This window comes from Nostoc parmelioides FACHB-3921 (genome assembly GCF_014696625.1).
GTDB classification, from domain to species: domain Bacteria; phylum Cyanobacteriota; class Cyanobacteriia; order Cyanobacteriales; family Nostocaceae; genus Trichormus; species Trichormus parmelioides.
In genome coordinates this window covers 111,351-129,139 of the sequence record NZ_JACJQL010000010.1, presented here as the reverse complement: position 1 = coordinate 129,139, position 17,789 = coordinate 111,351, and the positions used below count along the sequence as shown (strand labels likewise).

11 protein-coding genes and 1 CRISPR repeat array are annotated in these 17,789 nt (G+C 41.5%); of the genes, 6 read left to right on the top strand and 5 right to left on the bottom strand.

Annotated features, from left to right (window positions below; translation table 11 throughout):
- Window positions 1-849: 849 nt before the first annotated feature.
- A complete protein-coding gene (locus tag H6G14_RS09640; protein WP_190567176.1) occupies window positions 850-2,307 on the bottom strand; it encodes a protein adenylyltransferase SelO in 1,458 nt (485 codons plus the stop codon).
- Between the two features lie 581 nt (window positions 2,308-2,888).
- On the opposite strand from H6G14_RS09640, the gene H6G14_RS09635 reads away from it, so the two are divergent.
- The 6 genes from H6G14_RS09635 to H6G14_RS09610 all read left to right on the top strand — a co-directional run bounded on the left by H6G14_RS09635 (window position 2,889) and on the right by H6G14_RS09610 (window position 10,454).
- Window positions 2,889-4,265, top strand: coding sequence for a CmpA/NrtA family ABC transporter substrate-binding protein (locus H6G14_RS09635; protein WP_190567175.1), 1,377 nt, complete (start codon window positions 2,889-2,891; stop codon window positions 4,263-4,265).
- A 136-nt stretch (window positions 4,266-4,401) separates the two neighbouring features.
- On the top strand, window positions 4,402-5,241 hold the full coding sequence (gene ntrB / locus H6G14_RS09630) for a nitrate ABC transporter permease (RefSeq protein ID WP_190567173.1): 840 nt from the start codon (window positions 4,402-4,404) through the stop codon (window positions 5,239-5,241).
- Window positions 5,242-5,322: 81 nt separating this feature from the next.
- Complete coding sequence (locus H6G14_RS09625; RefSeq protein ID WP_190567171.1) at window positions 5,323-7,326, top strand: ABC transporter ATP-binding/substrate-binding protein; 2,004 nt, start codon at window positions 5,323-5,325, stop codon at window positions 7,324-7,326.
- A gap of 181 nt (window positions 7,327-7,507) precedes the next feature.
- The gene (locus tag H6G14_RS09620; RefSeq protein WP_190567169.1) at window positions 7,508-8,377 is read left to right on the top strand and encodes a nitrate ABC transporter ATP-binding protein; all 870 of its coding nucleotides are present in this window, start codon (window positions 7,508-7,510) and stop codon (window positions 8,375-8,377) included.
- A gap of 395 nt (window positions 8,378-8,772) precedes the next feature.
- Window positions 8,773-9,648, top strand: a complete 876-nt coding sequence (locus H6G14_RS09615; RefSeq protein ID WP_190567168.1) for a lipid kinase — start codon at window positions 8,773-8,775, stop codon at window positions 9,646-9,648.
- A 173-nt stretch (window positions 9,649-9,821) separates the two neighbouring features.
- Window positions 9,822-10,454, top strand: a complete 633-nt coding sequence (locus H6G14_RS09610) for an exopolysaccharide biosynthesis protein (protein WP_190567166.1) — start codon at window positions 9,822-9,824, stop codon at window positions 10,452-10,454.
- 249 nt (window positions 10,455-10,703) lie between these two features.
- Here H6G14_RS09610 and H6G14_RS33530 read toward each other — a convergent pair whose 3' ends face one another.
- From H6G14_RS33530 to H6G14_RS09590, 4 genes are all read right to left on the bottom strand, one after another.
- Window positions 10,704-10,856, bottom strand: a complete 153-nt coding sequence (locus H6G14_RS33530; RefSeq protein ID WP_242053392.1) for a hypothetical protein — start codon at window positions 10,854-10,856, stop codon at window positions 10,704-10,706.
- 4 nt (window positions 10,857-10,860) lie between these two features.
- On the bottom strand, window positions 10,861-11,979 hold the full coding sequence (locus H6G14_RS09600; protein WP_190567164.1) for a Vgb family protein: 1,119 nt from the start codon (window positions 11,977-11,979) through the stop codon (window positions 10,861-10,863).
- A gap of 176 nt (window positions 11,980-12,155) precedes the next feature.
- Window positions 12,156-12,566: a hypothetical protein gene (locus tag H6G14_RS09595; protein ID WP_190567162.1), complete on the bottom strand. Its 411-nt coding sequence runs from the start codon at window positions 12,564-12,566 to the stop codon at window positions 12,156-12,158.
- Between the two features lie 211 nt (window positions 12,567-12,777).
- Window positions 12,778-13,543: a CRISPR direct-repeat array (repeat unit 37 nt; unit sequence GTTTCAATCCCTGATAGGGATTTTTGTTAATTAAAAC).
- A gap of 250 nt (window positions 13,544-13,793) precedes the next feature.
- A complete protein-coding gene (locus H6G14_RS09590) occupies window positions 13,794-17,105 on the bottom strand; it encodes an ATP-binding response regulator (protein ID WP_190567160.1) in 3,312 nt (1,103 codons plus the stop codon).
- Between the last annotated feature and the right edge of the window lie 684 nt (window positions 17,106-17,789).

Here is a 17,789-nt window from a genome sequence, read left to right as displayed (position 1 = left end):
AAATTCTTGATAAAAACTGTGTAAGAGATATTAATTTATATTTGCTTACTGCACAACAAAAGTTAATTTAACTTTAATATTTGCATATTTAATCACTCTCAAAGTAATTAACTTAAACCATCAATGAAATAATTTAGATATGTAGTTATTAAACTGTTATTTGCTGTTAAAAATAATCATTTATTTTATTAGATATAAGACACATATATTACTTCAATAATTTCTGTGAAAGTTATAGCTTTTATTATCCTAGTGCAGTACAAAAGAAAATAATTAAACGCAGATGGACACAGATATTGACGTTCGCGGTAGCGTCTCGTAGAGAAGTCTTCCCGCAGGGTAAGCCGATAAATTTGTATCTCACCAGACTAAGAAGTCCTATATATATTTTTCTTAGTTTTTATCAGTAAATAAAATATATCGTCCCATAGTTGAAACATCGTGTAAAAGCCCTTGCATCAAGGTTTTAGATAGACTTGGTTTAAGCTTACTATAGGACGACGGTAAAACCATGAAATATCTGCTAATAAATTACAACATAAATAATGAATCTTTGCTAAAAAAATGCTTAGTCCAATTCAAAATTAAAAATCAAGTATCAAGACGGAACAAGCATTTGGGGCTGTATATCTGTGGCATTTTTTTTAAATTGGGATGATTTTGTACTATAGCTGTCGCCAGATAGATTAGGACATCAAATTGAGATAAAACCCTGACAAAGAAAGGCTTTCAAGTCTGTCAACCGTCAACCGTCAACAGCTATAATTTTTGATTTTTCTAGTCTGCTTATCTGGGTCGGCGTAAGCCTCCTCGTAGGATATTCCGCCTTAAACATCTTCTACTGATTTACTAGCCTCTTGATTGAATGGTCTTAACTAAATCATAAAAAGGTTGCCAATTGTCTTCTTGAACAATCGGTTCCCAAGCTGATTCGATTGTGGGTCTTAATAATGAAGTTTTTGGATTGTAGTAAGTAAGATTCTGAGCAATTATCTTCACTTGTTCATAGTCGAAATTATTCAGAATTTTATGGTAAAGTACACACCAATTATCAAAATTTGCATCTGTACCTGATGGAGGAACAATATCTGAACCACTTAATACTAGTCCTGGCTCATCTCTCCATTTAATTGAAAACGTACGTGCCATCTCATAGAAAAACTGGTGATAACCAACTTGACTTTCTTGTAAGAACTTGAGGGTGAGGCTTAAAAGCTCTTCCGCTTCTGGGGTCTTTAACTCCTCAAAACCTAATTTTTTCAACATCAAAGAATAATATTCTGCATGGCAATACTCGTTAAATTTGGCTAATCCTGCTTCCATATCAGCTTTATCAATAACTGCTCTTAATGGGACTTGCAGCATTTCTAGGTTCCACTGACAAATACTTGGTTGTTGGATGTAACAATAGCGTCCGTAATAATCAAAATATGCAGCCGTAAAGTAGGGATTATAAGTAGGAATAAACGCATAAGGCCCGTAGTCAAAGCTTTCCCCAGTAATTGACATATTGTCAGTGTTGAGAACTGCATGACAAAAGCCTGCGGCCATCCATTGAGCGACTAATTCTGCTACCCGTTTCACTAATTCCGCATAAAATAAAGCATACTTATCTGATTCATGAGCTAGGTGTTGGTAATAATGCTCAATTACATGATCTAACAGTTTTTTAATTAAATCTGAGCGTTGAAAATAGTGCAGACGCTCAAAAGTTCCAAAACGGATATGAGACTTGTTCATTCTTACCATCACCGATGAACGGGTGGGTGAAGGTTCATCACCGCGCCACAAACCTAAACCCGTTTCTATCATGGTGAGACAGCGAGAGGTTCTAACTCCTAATTGGTGTAATGCTTCGGCGGCTAAAACCTCTCTCACACCACCTTTGAGTGTCAGCATTCCATCGCCACCACGAGAATAAGGTGTTCTTCCAGAACCTTTCGTACCAAAGTCATACAGTTCGCCATCAGTACCGCGAACTTGTCCATACAGAAAGCCTCTACCATCACCCAAGTTGGGGTTATATTCACCGAATTGATAGCCGTGGTAACGCAGTGCTAACAGTGGCTTACGTCCTTGGAATAGACCAAAAGCTGTGATGAAATCTTCGTCTGTGACTGTTTGCGGGTCTAGTCCCAGTCTGGGGAGTATCGCGTCATTCCGCCAGCGTAGGGTGAGTTGGGGAAATTCGGCCGCTGTCACTTCATCATAGTAGTCGTTACCCAAAGATTCTAGGGCTGGTTCGTAGTTCAGGGTAATCAAAGGATTGTGATGATGTTGAGTATTGAAAGTTTCCGCTAAAGTCATTGATAAGCCAGGCTTAATTGATTCTTCCCTCAATACTATCGTCCTAGCCAAGTTCTTGTGAATCGCCAAGTAAACTTGGCAATTTCAGCCAGCATAAATACTCAATCTATAGTTTTAGATAATAGTTTGTATTGATAAATTCCCAGGTTTTTACCAGAAAATTACATCAATATATGGAGCAATTGAGTAAATCCCCTTCTTCATGAATGCTCATCATTAATAAACATCTATACATTGAATCAATCTCCCTACTTTTGTCTGCGAAGATAAATTTTTACTTATATGACCAATCTAATATTTATTTAATAATTACCTGTTCAGAGTTAACCACTTTGAGAATAAAACCTGTAAACTAAATTTCAATACAGCGAGCGACCGCAAGGAACGCTCAAGTAAAGTCAAGTAATTCAGCTATTTTTATTTACTCAGTAGTGATTCAATCTATTTCTGCACGGAAATAGAGGGGATCTTATTACTCAGTATGGTGAAAATAAAGTTTTTTTATATTGCACGAAACATCTGTTTCGCCTGCATAAATTGTCGTGTCTACAAAAATTTAAATTCGACTCAAGGGGCTTTATATGACAGAGTTTTTTAATCAATTTTCCCGCCGTAAGTTTATAGTCACCGCAGGCGCTTCGGCAAGTGCAGTATTCCTTAAAGGTTGTTTGGGAAATCCACCGGAAACGACTGGCGGGACACAATCTGCACCCACGGCGCAACCTGCTGCTAATGTTAGCGCAGAGCAAGCACCGGAAGTTACTACAGTTAAATTGGGATACATTCCCATTGTGGAATCGGCTCCTTTAATTATTGCCAAAGAAAAAGGTTTCTTTGCTAAGTATGGATTAACTAATGTAGAACTTTCTAAACAAGCTTCTTGGGGTTCTGCTAGAGATAACGTAGAAATTGGTTCAGCTGGTGGTGGAATTGATGGTGGTCAATGGCAAATGCCAATGCCACATTTAATTACCGAAGGTTTAATTACTAAAGGTAATCAAAAGATCCCCATGTATGTATTATGTCAATTAATTACACATGGGAATGGCATTGCGATCGCTAACAAACACCAAGGTAAAGGAATCAGTTTAAAATTAGAAGGCGCTAAGTCTTTATTTAGCCAACTCAAGTCTTCTACACCCTTCACCGCCGCCTTTACCTTCCCCAATGTCAACCAAGACTTATGGATTCGCTACTGGTTAGCAGCAGGCGGTATTGACCCTGATGCAGATGTCAAACTGCTGACAGTCCCGGCGGCGCAAACTGTAGCTAACATGAAAACCGGCACAATGGACGCTTTCAGCACAGGCGACCCCTGGCCATACCGCCTTGTCACTGACAAAGTTGGCTTCATGGCCGCCTTGACAGCTGAGATTTGGAAGAATCACCCAGAAGAATACTTGGCTATGAGAGCTGATTGGGTGGATAAGTATCCCAAAGCTACTAAAGCATTACTCAAAGGCATTATGGAGGCACAACAGTGGTTAGATAATTTTGATAACCGCAAAGAAGCATCTCAAATTCTGGCTGGAAGAAATTATTTCAATCTCAATAATCCAGAAATTCTGGCAGACCCATACGTCGGCAAATATGACATGGGTGATGGTCGCAAAATAGATGATAAATCAATGGCGGCTTACTACTGGAAGGATGAAAAAGGTAGTGTTTCTTATCCCTACAAGAGTCATGATTTATGGTTCATCACAGAAAACGTGCGTTGGGGATTCTTGCCCAAAGATTACCTAGCAAATGGTGCAGCTAAAGCCAAAGAATTAATCGATAAAGTCAACCGCGAAGACATTTGGAAAGAAGCAGCTAAAGAAGCGGGAATTGCTGCGGCTGATATTCCCACCAGCACATCTCGTGGTGTTGAAGAATTCTTTGATGGCGCAAAGTTTGACCCCGAAAAGCCAGAAGAATATCTGAAGAGTCTCAAAATCAAGAAAGTTAGTGTTTAGTCATTAGTTAACAGTCATCAGTCAACAGTCATCAGTCATCAGTCATCAGTCATCAGTCATCAATTATCAATCAAGAGAATCGCTACACTCTTGAGTCAGTTTTCCACAAGTCATCATCTGAGGAGCATAAATTAACATGACCGTCGCACAGAAAAGACCTGTAAATCCTAGATTTGATAACAGTTTCTTATCAAGTTTACAAAAGCAGTTTCCCGATTTATTCCCGCCAGCGATCGCCATTGCAATTTTTCTGGTAATCTGGCAATTATTCTCCTGGACTCCTGGCGCTACACTACCAGGGCCTGTACAAGTAATTCAAGACACTTGGATACTCATTTTGTATCCTTTCTATGATAAGGGTGGCACAGACAAAGGTCTATTTTGGCAAATTTTAGCCAGTCTCCAACGGGTAGCAATCAGCTATAGTTTAGCGGCCGTTGTTGGCGTTGCCTTGGGAGTTTTAATTGGCATCAATAAAACCATGTCCAAAGCTTTAGACCCCATATTCCAATTACTGCGGACTGTACCACCTTTGGCTTGGGTTCCCATTTCCTTGGCAGCTTTAAGACAAAACGAACCAGCAGCATTATTCGTAATTTTCATCACCGCCATTTGGCCTATCTTGATTAACACGGCAGTAGGCGTAACTCAAATTCCCCAAGATTACAACAACGTTGCTAAAGTTCTTCAACTTAGCCGCAAAGAATACTTCACCAACATCCTTATTCCCTCTGCGTTACCCTACATTTTCACTGGCTTGAGAATAGCGATTGGTTTGGCTTGGTTAGCGATTATCGCCGCAGAAATCGTTATGTCCGGTATCGTTGGAATTGGCTTTTTCATCTGGGATGCTTATCAAAACAACAACGTCAGCGAAGTAATTTTAGCCCTGGTCTACATCGGTGTTGTTGGTCTGATTCTCGATAAGTTAATGGCTTGGTTGCAAAACAAAATTTTACCAGCAGAACAGAAGTAGTCAATAGTCAATAGTCATTAGTCAATAGTCATTAGTTAATGGCTATTGACCAAGCGAACACAGTCATGGGGAACAAAGGAAATGAGCGTATTTGTTGCAGTTGACCAAATTGATAAGGTATTTGAATTAACCGGTGGTGGGAAATATATCGCCCTCAAAGGAATTGACCTCCAAATTAAAAAAGGTGAGTTTGTTTCTTTGATTGGTCACTCCGGTTGCGGTAAGTCCACTTTATTGAATATGATTGCTGGGTTGGATTTGCCGAGTGAAGGTATAGTAACCCTGGAAGGACAAAGAATTAGCAGACCAGGGCCAGACCGGATGGTGGTTTTCCAAAACTATTCTTTGTTGCCTTGGCGGACGGTGAGAGAAAATATTGCCCTGGCTGTAAACTCAGTCATGAAGGGAATGCCGGAAGCTGAACGCAAATCAATTGTAGAAAAACATATAGATATGGTGGGTTTGCGTCCCCATGCAGATAAACAACCGGGGATGTTGTCTGGGGGACAAAAACAACGGGTGGCGATCGCTCGTGCCTTGGCAATTCGTCCTAAACTATTACTATTGGATGAACCCTTTGGCGCTTTGGATGCCCTCACCAGGGGTAATTTGCAGGAACAGTTAATGCAAATCTGCGAAGAAAATGAAGTCACTGCGGTAATGGTGACTCACGACGTAGATGAAGCCGTGCTGCTGTCTGACAGAATTGTGATGTTGACCAACGGCCCCGAATCCAAAATTGGTGACATTTTGGAAGTTGATATCCCCAGACCCCGCAAACGGATGGAAGTAGTAGAACACCCAAGCTACTACAGTTTGCGGAGTGAGATGATTTACTTCCTCAACCAACAAAAGCGGGTGAAGAAAATTCGCGCCCGGAAGACCGCAGATGTGGCTCGTCATGGGTTAGAAAAAGTTAACCTAGAAATTGGTTTCTTACCCTTGACAGCTTGCGCCCCCTTAGCCGTGGCTAAAGAAAAAGGATTCTTTACTAAACATGGTTTAGATGAAGTCAACTTAGTGCGGGAAACTAGTTGGCGGGGTATCGTTGATGGCATGAAAGGCGGTTATATAGACGCAGCCCAAATGCCTTCCGGGATGCCCATGTGGTTAACCTTGGGAGGACATGATAACCAACCCCTACCTGTGGTTACCGCCCTCACCATGACCCGCAACGGTAACGCCATCACTTTGGCGAAACGCTTTTATGATGAAGGTGTCCGCAGCTTATCGGACTTTAAAAATTACCTATTGCGTACCCGTGACCAGCGCCACATCATGGGGGTAGTCCATCCCGCGTCCATGCACAATTTATTGCTACGTTACTGGTTAGCGGCTGGTGGAATTGACCCCGATTTAGATGTGGACATGAGAACCATCCCACCAGCCCAGATGGTAGCCGACTTGCAAAACAAAAGTATTGACGGTTATTGCGTGGGTGAACCTTGGAACTACCGCGCCGCCGTGGAAAATGTCGGCTTTACCATCGCTACCGATTTGGAAGTGTGGTTGGGACACCCCGGTAAAGTCTTGGGTGTGCGGGAAGATTGGGCAGAAAGATATCCTAATACCCACATCGCCTTGACTAAAGCTTTGCTGGAAGCCTGCGAATATTGTTCTCGACCAGAAAATGTCGAAGAAGTCAGAAGAATAGTGGCGGGTAGAGATTACGTCAGCACAGATTTAGATTACATTCAACTGGAAGACCCGAATAGCCTTGTCTGTGATATAGACCACCCATTACAGGACTACGCCCACCACCAGTTTTTTGCTGAGTCAGCCATCAACCGTCCCAGCCGTACCGAACAAATCTGGATTATGAGTCAGTTGGCGCGCTGGGGTGATACGCCTTTCCCCAGAAACTGGGTAGAAGTTGTCGAACGGGTTTGTCGTGTAAGGGTTTTCAGCACCGCCGCCAGAGAATTAGGTCTGGATATCAGTTACACTCGCCAACCCATCGAATTATTTGATGGCACACCCTTTAACGCCGACGACCCCATAGCCTATCTCAACAGCCTGCACATTAAGCGTGATTTCTCCATTGCGGAAGTTGTCCTCGACTCGCCAACCAGAAGAGTAGCTTAACAATTCAAAATTCAAAATAGCCTACGGCAAGGCTTACGCCAACAAAATTCAAAATCACAGCCCGTAGGGTGTGTTATGTCGCAGGCTAACGCACCGCACCCATAATCTCGCATGGTGCCTTAGGACTAACGTCCTTAACGCACCCTACAAAAATCCCCCAAATCATACCCCCTTCACCACCATGCAAAACCGTAGTTCAATCGTTACCGAAACCACCAGAAGCAGACAGGAAAGACGGTCAGCTGATGGGACTAATTACAACAGACCTTTCCTAGAAATTAAAGACGTTAGCAAAGTCTATCCCACCAAGAAAGGCCCCTTCACCGTCCTTGATGGCGTTAACTTAAATGTAGAACAGGGTGAATTTCTCTGCGTTATTGGTCACTCTGGTTGTGGTAAATCCACGCTGCTAAATATGGTGTCTGGTTTTAACTTTCCTACCTCCGGGCAAGTTTTACTGGAAGGCGAACCCATCACCCAACCAGGCCCCGATAGAATGGTGGTGTTTCAAAACTATGCCCTACTTCCTTGGCGGACTGCATTTGAAAATATCTACCTAGCTGTCAACGCCGTTTACCCCAACAAGCCAGAACCAGAGAAAAGGTCAATTGTCCGGGAACATCTGGCAATGGTGGGACTGGCTGATGCGATGGAGAAAAAGCCCATGCAAATGTCGGGTGGTATGAGACAACGGGTATCTATTGCCCGTGCTTTGGCAATTCGTCCTAAAGTCCTGATTTTAGACGAACCTTTTGGGGCGCTAGATGCCATTACCAAAGAAGAATTACAAGAAGAATTGTTGAAAATCTGGGGTGATAATCGTTGCACAGTATTGATGATTACCCACGACATCGATGAGGCGCTATTTTTAGCCGACAAATTGGTAATGATGACCAACGGCCCCCACGCCAAAATCGGTGAAGTGTTGGAAATTCCATTTTCTCGCCCACGCGATCGCGCCCGTATAATGGAAGATCCAGAATACTATAAACTGCGTAACTACGCCCTAGACTTTCTCTTTAATAGATTTGCCCATGATGATGTGGGATAACAACGTTCCCCAGATGACGACTGTTAGCACTTAGGTAAAAGATAAAAGGTAAAATCCCCTGATTTTGCTACTTATCTTCTACCTTTTTTTTAAACAACAATCATCAATAATTTGTGCGATACTAGATCCCCGATTTCTCAAAGAAGTCGGGGATCTGTGGTATTTCACACAACTGATAATCTGATACACCGAAATTTTCTGACAACAATTATTATATTTTTTATCTATGATAAATATAGATAATTCTTAGGAAAAGACATTGCTGTATTTTCAATCATCTATGACCATATTCTTACGGTAGAATTAACACACCCATTGTCAGTAATTTTTTCAGAATTAACCTTGATTTCCATATATCTTAACCACGAATTACGTATTACAAATTACGAACTATTATGAGCCTCCGCGCACTGCTATTAGTTAATCGTCATGCCCGCCAAGGACAAGCGCGTCTATTGGAGGCAATTAATCATCTGAAAAAATTCAATTTTCAGTTAATCGAAGAATCAACAGAACACCCTAAACATCTTTCTCAAGTTATACATAAATATAAATACCAAGTTGATTTAGTTATAGTTGGAGGGGGTGACGGTACATTAAATGCTGTCGTTGATGCTTTAGTAGAAACACAATTACCTTTAGGCATTTTGCCGCTAGGAACTGCTAATGACTTAGCTAGAACATTAGGAATTTCTAACTCATTACCTGAAGCTTGTAAAACAATTGCCGCAGGAGAGTTAAGACGTATTGATTTAGGTTGGGTAAATGGTAAACACTTTTTTAATGTTGCCAGTTTAGGGCTAAGTGTAAAAATTACCCGCCGACTGACCAAAGAATTTAAACGTCGTTGGGGAGTATTTGCTTATGCTGTCACAGCAATACGAGTTATTTGGGAATCTCGTCCCTTTAGTGCAGAAATTCGCTCTAAAGATAGAGTGTTCCGGGTCAAAACTGTACAAATCGCTGTCGGAAATGGGCGCTATTACGGTGGTGGTATGGCTATAGTTCCCGATGCTAGCATTGATGACCAAAGATTAGACCTTTATAGTGTAGAAATTCGTCATTGGTGGGAAATTATTCCCTTATTACCCGCAATGCGAAATGGTAGACACATTCATCGACAAAACGTCCGCGCCCTCAACGGCCAGGAGTTTGAAGTTTATACACGTAAACCCCGTGCCATTAATACCGATGGTGAAATCACAACCTATACCCCTGCTACATTTCGCGTTATTCCTAAAGCTGTAGCTGTTTTAGTTCCGCCAGTGTGAAGTAGAGAAGAGGCAGGGTAAAAATGAGTGATAACTGTTAACTGTCAACGCTCAACAGCCTTCACGATAGATTGTGCAACTTAAAAGCAGAATAGCTTATTGTAATAAATATATAGTGGGTGCATTTGTATTGATATTTCGTATTTATTTTAGTTAGATTAAGTGGGATTATTGTGGCAATTCACCTCAATTCACACCAAATACGCTTAAGCTTTTCTCAAGAAATTAAGTCATTGCTGCAACGTTTAGCCGAACAGCATTTGACACTTGGCGACATTTTGGCAGAAACCTCAGAACGTGGTTTTAGCTTGGTAATTGCATTATTGGTTCTGCCTTTCTTATTTCCTATGCCACCAGGGGCAACAGGGCCTTTTGGTGCTGCTTGTCTGATATTATCGATACAGATGCTTTTGGGTAGGCGATCGCCTTGGTTACCTAAAAAAATCGCTCATTATAAATTCCCCCGTCCTTTTGCCCAGTTTCTTCTTCAAAATCTGCGGCGTGTTACCAAGGTTGTAGAAAAAATCGCCCGTCCCCGGTTAAGCAAAATTGCTCATAACCCTTTAACCTGGCGCATCAACGGATTTTGTATATCTTGGCTGACAATATTACTCATCTCACCAATTCCCTTAACTAACCCCATACCTACTGTTGGTATTTTATTATTAGCGATCGCCACAATTGAATCTGATGGTTTATTAATTTGCCTCAGCTATGTCGTCACTGCTGTCATTACAGCCGTATTTGCTTTTATTGGTTACGGTTTATGGTTGGCTCCTAGTATTCTACCGTCTATCTTTAAATAGATAATTAGTCGAGGTTTGTTTTTTAAAACCCTATGTAAAGCGGCTGTAGGTGTCGAACTCAAATTAAAACTAAACTGCGGCGCAAGCTTTAAGCCCAAACCACAGTTCATTCACCAATGAATTAAAAACAGAATTGAAAAATTATAACTGTTGTCAGTAGTGTTAGGACATCAATAGATTATAAAACCTAGACACAACAGGACTTTTCACCCAGTCCCCAGTCTCCAGTCCCCAGTCCCCAGCTATAGCTCAAGCTTTTGTGCTGACCTTTTTGAAAGATAGGGTTTTTCTACCCGCTAACAAGCCAAGTCCAATCACAGATAATAGCCAAGCAGCAATTAGTGCCAAGCCTAATGCTGCTACATCTGAAAGAATGTGTTCTGCATCTGCTAGCAGGGACATTGCGCTAGGTGTTACGTTTTACCTGTTCTCGTTTTAGCCACGAAATTGAGAAGAGAACTCCTAAAGATAATAAGCCGATGGAGGTACTGGCTTCAGGCACAGGAGCCAAATTTTGATCTACGAAGGCAATACCAATGGGACGTGACAACTTATCAGTAGTGGGTACAAAGATAGCATTACTATTACCCTGAGATGGGAATGGCGCTCCTGTGGCTCCGTTATAGCGAAGAATTGCCCCCTTATTATTCTGAGTAAAATCAAAGCCAACTGTGTAAAGAGTATTGTTTGCTCCGAAAGCTAAATTGCCAATGAAATTATTACTAGGAACAGTACCTGTATAATTCGTCGATAAAATATTAATTAATTCTCCTGTTTGCAAATTGTAATGCCTAATATCGTTGGCAAAATCGCTAACAAATAAGTTACCGTCTGGCCCCAGGGCTAATCCGAGAAAACTAACGAAACCGAAACTATCTGGTGATGGAGTTGGCTGGTCTATAAATACGGTAGAAGTCTTCGTGGCTAAATCGAAACGCAATACCTGACTGGGTAGACCAGGAAAGGTGGCTTCGTTATCTACAGCGATACTTCCTTGAGTAGTAACGTACAAGCTACCATCCGGAGCAAATAACAAGTCATTTGGCCCATTTAATCCACCAGACAGACCGTTACCTGCGGCAAAAACGTCGATGAATTGACCAGTCGTGCCATTGTAGCGGAGGATTTGGTCGGTAAGAAAACTACTGACGTAAAGGAAACCATCCGGCCCGAACGTAGCACCATAGGGTCGTGATAAACCCCCACCAGAGGCAAAAACATCAATGAACTTGCCAGTTTTTCCATCGTAGCGAAGGATTGCTGAATTACTTGGATTATTACCACTAGAGACATAAAGATTCCCATCCTGTCCAAAGTTCAAATCATCGGGACTGATTAACCCGCCACTACCCGATGTAATAAAATCTTTTAAGAATTGGCCGTTCTGTTTATCAAAAAGTACAACATTATTCCCTGTAGTATTACTAATTAATAGGTTGGCATTCGCAGGCAATGTTCCCAAGCAAAAGGCGCTAGCAGCACCAAAGACTATAGAAAATGAGAGTCCGAAAATGTTGTTATTCATATCTTTTGAATGAGAATTTTGTGTGCAAATAAATTTAGCCTTCAAGAGCGAATAAGCCTGTCCAAAGACCAACTTAAAGTACTTCAATCTGAGCCAAAGTTTATTGCATTAAATTAAAACAAGATAGCGGCGCAGTGATAATTACATATTAGTGGGATTGATGCGTTGTGCTTTTATCAGTTGAGATCAAGACGATTAGATGTAGGCAATTGCATAACCTCAGAAAACCGTGAATACTTAACTTCATCTGTAGGAGGATAATCCGCAGATACGGCAATTAAGCCAATTTTGAGATCCTCGAAATAAATCACACCGCCAATACGTTTTTCAGCCCAAAAAGGGGCATGGAAAAAACCATACTGTGCAATGTAGATTGTCAAAAAGTCAGTAATCTTGATGACCCTGCCAAACATTTGCTCACAAGTTTTGTGGATGACAGCATCTAGATATTCATTATATTTAGGCTCACCCAGTTCTATAAATTCAGTATCATCCACAAAAGAATCCATATAAAATGACCAGATCGCGGACAAGTCTGCTTCAATAGTTAGTTTCTGCTTAAGTTCCTGCAATCGGTCGATGTTCATAGTGGAGATATTGATGAGGTGAGACGAGTAGAACACACTGTTAAAAATTTACCATGAACATATCTTTAATGGAATGATCACCTAACTTTTGTTTGTAAATAAATATAGGCAGTAAATTTTAAAAAAATGTTATTTTTTACATTGGTGATATTTGAGGATTTTTGTTAGTTAAAACTAAAGGTATTTGGAAGTCTGGGGTGCATTACGTCCAGTTTCAATCCCTGATAGGGATTTTTGTTAATTAAAACTTAAACACTTAATTAATTTTTAAAGGAGCTAAAATCATGTTTCAATCCCTGATAGGGATTTTTGTTAATTAAAACTTTATTACTTTCACCCCCTCGACTAGCTCCAGGTGTTTCAATCCCTGATAGGGATTTTTGTTAATTAAAACAGCAGAAATACTTAGTGAACCCAAGGCAGATAGTACGTTTCAATCCCTGATAGGGATTTTTGTTAATTAAAACGATGACACGCCAAGAACTACAACAAGCTTTAAAGTTTCAATCCCTGATAGGGATTTTTGTTAATTAAAACTCTCCCGTAGTTCCTCCTTAGAGTACTCTTTCCAGGTTTCAATCCCTGATAGGGATTTTTGTTAATTAAAACTTGGCTCAAATTTGGAGGCACATTCGCCAAAGAAGTTTCAATCCCTGATAGGGATTTTTGTTAATTAAAACCTTGCCCTCTGCGGCAGTTCTGCCCAGCCACGTAGTTTCAATCCCTGATAGGGATTTTTGTTAATTAAAACATACTTCATGTTTTAACTGGGATCTAAGAGCAATTGTTTCAATCCCTGATAGGGATTTTTGTTAATTAAAACATGGATGTGATTTATTTTGGGCTGCCCAGTTTGAGGAACAAGTTGTTTCAATCCCTGATAGGGATTTTTGTTAATTAAAACGCCCGGTACTAATTCGCTGATTAATATAGCCAGCAAGTTTCAATCCCTGATAGGGATTTTTGTTAATTAAAACTGCCGGGGTCTAGAAGGCTTACTGTATTTAGTTTTCAAGGTGCGGTTGCGTCAATCCGAAACTAAGGTAGCTTTTCAGCCATTGGGTTGTCAAGAGTAGCATCTTAAAAAATAGCGAAAAAGCCACTCTGGCAAAAGATTCAAGCGATCGCGTCAACCTCATACCGAACCTAAACAGATTCAACAGCTTACAGTGTAAGCATTTCAGCCGTAAAATTTGGTACTGGGAAAAAAACACCTATAGATTGACGCTACCGTTCATTGAGAGTCAACGTTTGATGAATTTGAGTTAATAAATCTTCCATTGAGATGGAACGTGGGACAATTTGGGTAGCGATCGCTTTTGCCACACCCGCGATAGATTCAGATTCCTGCTTTTTGGCATGAGTCAGTTTACTGCGAGAAGTAACTTGAGAGCGACTTAGTTGTTGGTCAATAACTAAAATCGGTGGCAAATTGCAAGGTAAATCCTGTAGTGCTTTCAAAGCACTTACTGCTTCTGGATGGATGGCTGATTCGCCTAGACAAATTAGCAGTAAATCAACGCTATTATGGCCAATTTGTTGTAATACTTCTGCCCAACAGCGCGCCATAGTGGCTTTTAAGCCGGCTGTTTGTAAGTACTGAATTAAAGCTTGGAACCATTCAGTTCCCCGTTCTGCAACTTCCCCACGGCTGACAGTTTTTCTCTCTGTACCAGAACCCTTGGCTGATTTGCGCCTGGTTTGTGGTAAATCCTCTAGCATGGCCAAGTCTACTACGAAGATACTTGGTGGGTAGCAGACACCAGAGGCGATTTGTAGCACAGATAGCAAGGGATCTACTTTGCCTTTGCCTAGATCATAGTCCTGATCTCTCACACGGGGTGTTAAACAAGGAAACACGGAAAGACCAGGGATTTGGGAAGCAGCCAAGGTTGTTTCCACATCACAAGTTACTAGCGGTAAAGCCGCTAGGCGGGGATGCTGAGTTAATTGTTGTAAATAAGTTTGGGCTAGAGAAGTTTCTACATCCAACAAAATAACATCAAACTGCCAAACCCTCGCTAAAAGTTCGGCTTGGTCTAAATCATCCACTTCAATCACCCGGTGTTGCTGTAGTGAAGGATGGGGATTGATAGATTCCAGTTCCACATCAACTAACCGCAGAATCCGTAAAGTCTTTTTTGATTGATTCCTTTCATTAATCCCTAAACCTAGTGACTGCACCGTCGGTTTGCCACATAATTTATCTAACAATGGTGTCAGAGATTGCTGCTCTACTGGCAAGCTGAGGAAACCATCGGCGCGGTTAGCAAAGGCTATGTCTTTTTCTGCGCCTGTAGCAGTCACAACTACCGGAATATGACGAGTTGCACCATCGGATTTTAGCAAAGTCAGCACATCCCAACCAGACAGCAAAGGTAACAGGGGATTTAAAAAGATGGCTTTTGGTTGCAAACGCCGGGCTTTTTCCACAGCTTCTGTTCCTGAACGAGCAATTACTACTCGATAGCCTAAAGTTTTGAGTTGGTCGGTTAAATCTTCTATATATCGGGCTACGGCTTCCACTACCAAGACTAATCTTTGGCAGGAAACTGGATGATTTTGTCCAGTATTAATTACTCGATTGCGGGTGTTGGAGGTGGGTATATTTTCCACTTCCACTTCCGACTCAGCAAAACCACTGCTGGGTGGGCTAGGTGGTAACAACAAGGTAAATTGACTGCCTTTACCTTCCCGCGACAAAAAGCTGACATCACCGCCGTGGAGACGAGCTAAAGCCCTAGTTAAGACCAGTCCTAAGCCTGTACCTTCAAATTGGCGAGTCAGAGGATTTTCTAATTGTTGGAACTTTTGAAAGATTAAATGTTGTTGGTGTTCGGGAATACCAATTCCTGTATCCCAAACTGTAAAGGCAATCCATCCTTCCCAGTGACTTACTCTTAAGCCAATTTCGCCGGATATTTCTGTAAATTTGAAAGCGTTAGACAACAGGTGAACCAGCATTTGGCGCAGACGCAACTCATCAGCCACTATCTGGTCTAAATCTAGTTCAATTGAAAGGGTAAATTCAGGGGTAGATTGGCGAGTGGCTTCTGTGGTGCTGCCTTTACTAGTTTGATTATGGATCGCTTTGGCTTCGGAAAGAGCGCGATCGCACACAGCCCGAATACTCACTGGTACCGGGGTCAATTCCATTTGCCCTGTTTCCATGCGGGTTAAATCCAAAATGTCATTCACCACGCTCATCAGATGGCGACCACTTTGGTGAATTAGCCCCGCATAACGGGCTTGGCGTTCGTTGAGTTCCCCCAACTGCTGGTCTACCAGCAACCGCGATAAGCCTAAAACTGCCGTTAAGGGTGTTTTCAACTCATGACTAATACAAGCTAAAAATTCATCTTTTAAGCGATTTAACTGAATCAGATCAGCGTTTTTAGCTGCAAGTTCTTTACAAAGTTGCTGCTGTTCTGTGACATCCGTCGCCAACACCAGCCATAAATCATCGGTGTTGGGCAATTTTAAATCAGTATTATCTAACAGAATTTTGGCAAACTGCCAAACTCGCTCCTGTCCGTTCTGCACTTCTACCACACAGGTACAAGTACCCATTTGACTATCTAAAAAGCAGCGACTAGAGCTAGTTTTGGCGCTGGTTGTTGGTTCGTAGGGTGATAGGGGTAGCAAACCTGTGGCTGGTATTTGAGCTAACTCCTCTCCTACTTGCTCATAGCCTTGAATATGATGTGTGCCTGTGGTACTTCTTTGACCAACATATTCTGGCTGTTTAATCCTGGTAGCTGCCAAAATTGCTTCCACTTGTTGACGCACACCCTCTGGATCTTTCAACGCTCCCAATTGTTGCCACCAAGCTAAATTTCGTGTTAACACCTCACCGGCACTGGTTTGCAACATTAAAGGCCAAGGTAGGCGCTCTAATAACTGTACCAATGGTTGGAGTTGCTCACTTCTGGAGGCTGGTGGTACCTCTCGCAGAGAACGCGCAACATCCCGCAATGAATGTAGGGATGGCGTGCCACCTCCCGTAGGTGATCCCCTCAAACCAGCCTCGACATCATCATATGTACAGTTAGGTGTATGAGGATGATTCGCTGTTTGCTCCTTTGCCAATGCTGCCAATAAACGCACACTGTCGAGAATCCCCAAGAATTTACCTTCTCCATCAACCAGTGCATATTCTCCGTTATGGGCTTGATGATACCGCCAAAATACGCCTAATTGCTCTACACTATGGCTGGCTGGTAATATCTGTATTGGTTCAATTAAGGCTTGACTAAAAGTTGACAGTGGCTGTTGTAAGTTTAAAAATAGTTCGTTACCTGTGGCTGCTAACAACTTTCGTGCTAGCTGGCCAGAGTGCAGCAACCCAACGGGGCATTGCTGCTCATTTACTATCACCAAGCGATCGCCTAAGTCGGCGCTTCTCTTTGAGACGCTACGCGAACGCCCATCGCATTGCTGTTGCTCAAAAATCTCCAGCACCATTGCCAGAGTACTTGTTTCTAGGCAACTGGTTACATTGGCTAGAAATTCATCAAGCGGATACTGTAGCATTGACATAAGGCTTTGGGGGATCATTCTTCCTCTGAAAGCCTCTGGCTCCACCATAAGCATTGGAGCAGATAGTGTTACTGCCAAAGGCAATATCTTTTAAGAAGACTCATATAAGAGATTTTGGTAGAGCTTTAACACTATTGAAACAATAGATTGGTTCTCTCGAACACTACTATTTGCATTCACTAGCTTTCAGAGCGGTGACATTTTCCTTTGCTCCTCCGAACTCTGGCAAGATTAGCACGCCAGTTTTCTACAGATGATTCAATTTTTTTGTTGATAACGACGGCTAGAACAATTATGGCTCCAAACATTCGCTTTAGAACCTTGAGGAATTATAATGATTGGGAATGCGACAATACTTTAATTCCGTTTAAGTATCTTATCAGGGAGCAGAATCGGAAATCTCTATTCAGATAGATGTACATTTGTAAATCATCAATTAGCTAACGTGTTTTCGATAATGAACGACTTTACAAATCGTAATCCTTTTACTTATTTACTATTACAGATAGAGCAATGAGTAAAAAGCCATAGCTCTATATTTTGACATAGAGTATCTTTTAACAATGGGATTACTAATTTAAAAAATACCGATTATTTTCACTAATTTTCATACCTCTATGGATGACGGTGATTGCAAAATACACAAGTATGTAAATGCTACTATTAATATTGATTCTTCCACCA

Bases quoted from the DNA above. Each gene is read 5' to 3' on its own strand.
- H6G14_RS09640 (WP_190567176.1), bottom strand. From the start codon at position 2,307: ATGACTTTAGCGGAAACTTTCAATACTCAACATCATCACAATCCTTTG.
- H6G14_RS09635 (WP_190567175.1), top strand. From the start codon at position 2,889: ATGACAGAGTTTTTTAATCAATTTTCCCGCCGTAAGTTTATAGTCACC.
- ntrB (WP_190567173.1), top strand. From the start codon at position 4,402: ATGACCGTCGCACAGAAAAGACCTGTAAATCCTAGATTTGATAACAGT.
- H6G14_RS09625 (WP_190567171.1), top strand. From the start codon at position 5,323: ATGAGCGTATTTGTTGCAGTTGACCAAATTGATAAGGTATTTGAATTA.
- H6G14_RS09620 (WP_190567169.1), top strand. From the start codon at position 7,508: ATGCAAAACCGTAGTTCAATCGTTACCGAAACCACCAGAAGCAGACAG.
- H6G14_RS09615 (WP_190567168.1), top strand. From the start codon at position 8,773: ATGAGCCTCCGCGCACTGCTATTAGTTAATCGTCATGCCCGCCAAGGA.
- H6G14_RS33530 (WP_242053392.1), bottom strand. From the start codon at position 10,856: ATGTCCCTGCTAGCAGATGCAGAACACATTCTTTCAGATGTAGCAGCA.
- H6G14_RS09600 (WP_190567164.1), bottom strand. From the start codon at position 11,979: ATGAATAACAACATTTTCGGACTCTCATTTTCTATAGTCTTTGGTGCT.
- H6G14_RS09595 (WP_190567162.1), bottom strand. From the start codon at position 12,566: ATGAACATCGACCGATTGCAGGAACTTAAGCAGAAACTAACTATTGAA.
- H6G14_RS09590 (WP_190567160.1), bottom strand. From the start codon at position 17,105: ATGTCAATGCTACAGTATCCGCTTGATGAATTTCTAGCCAATGTAACC.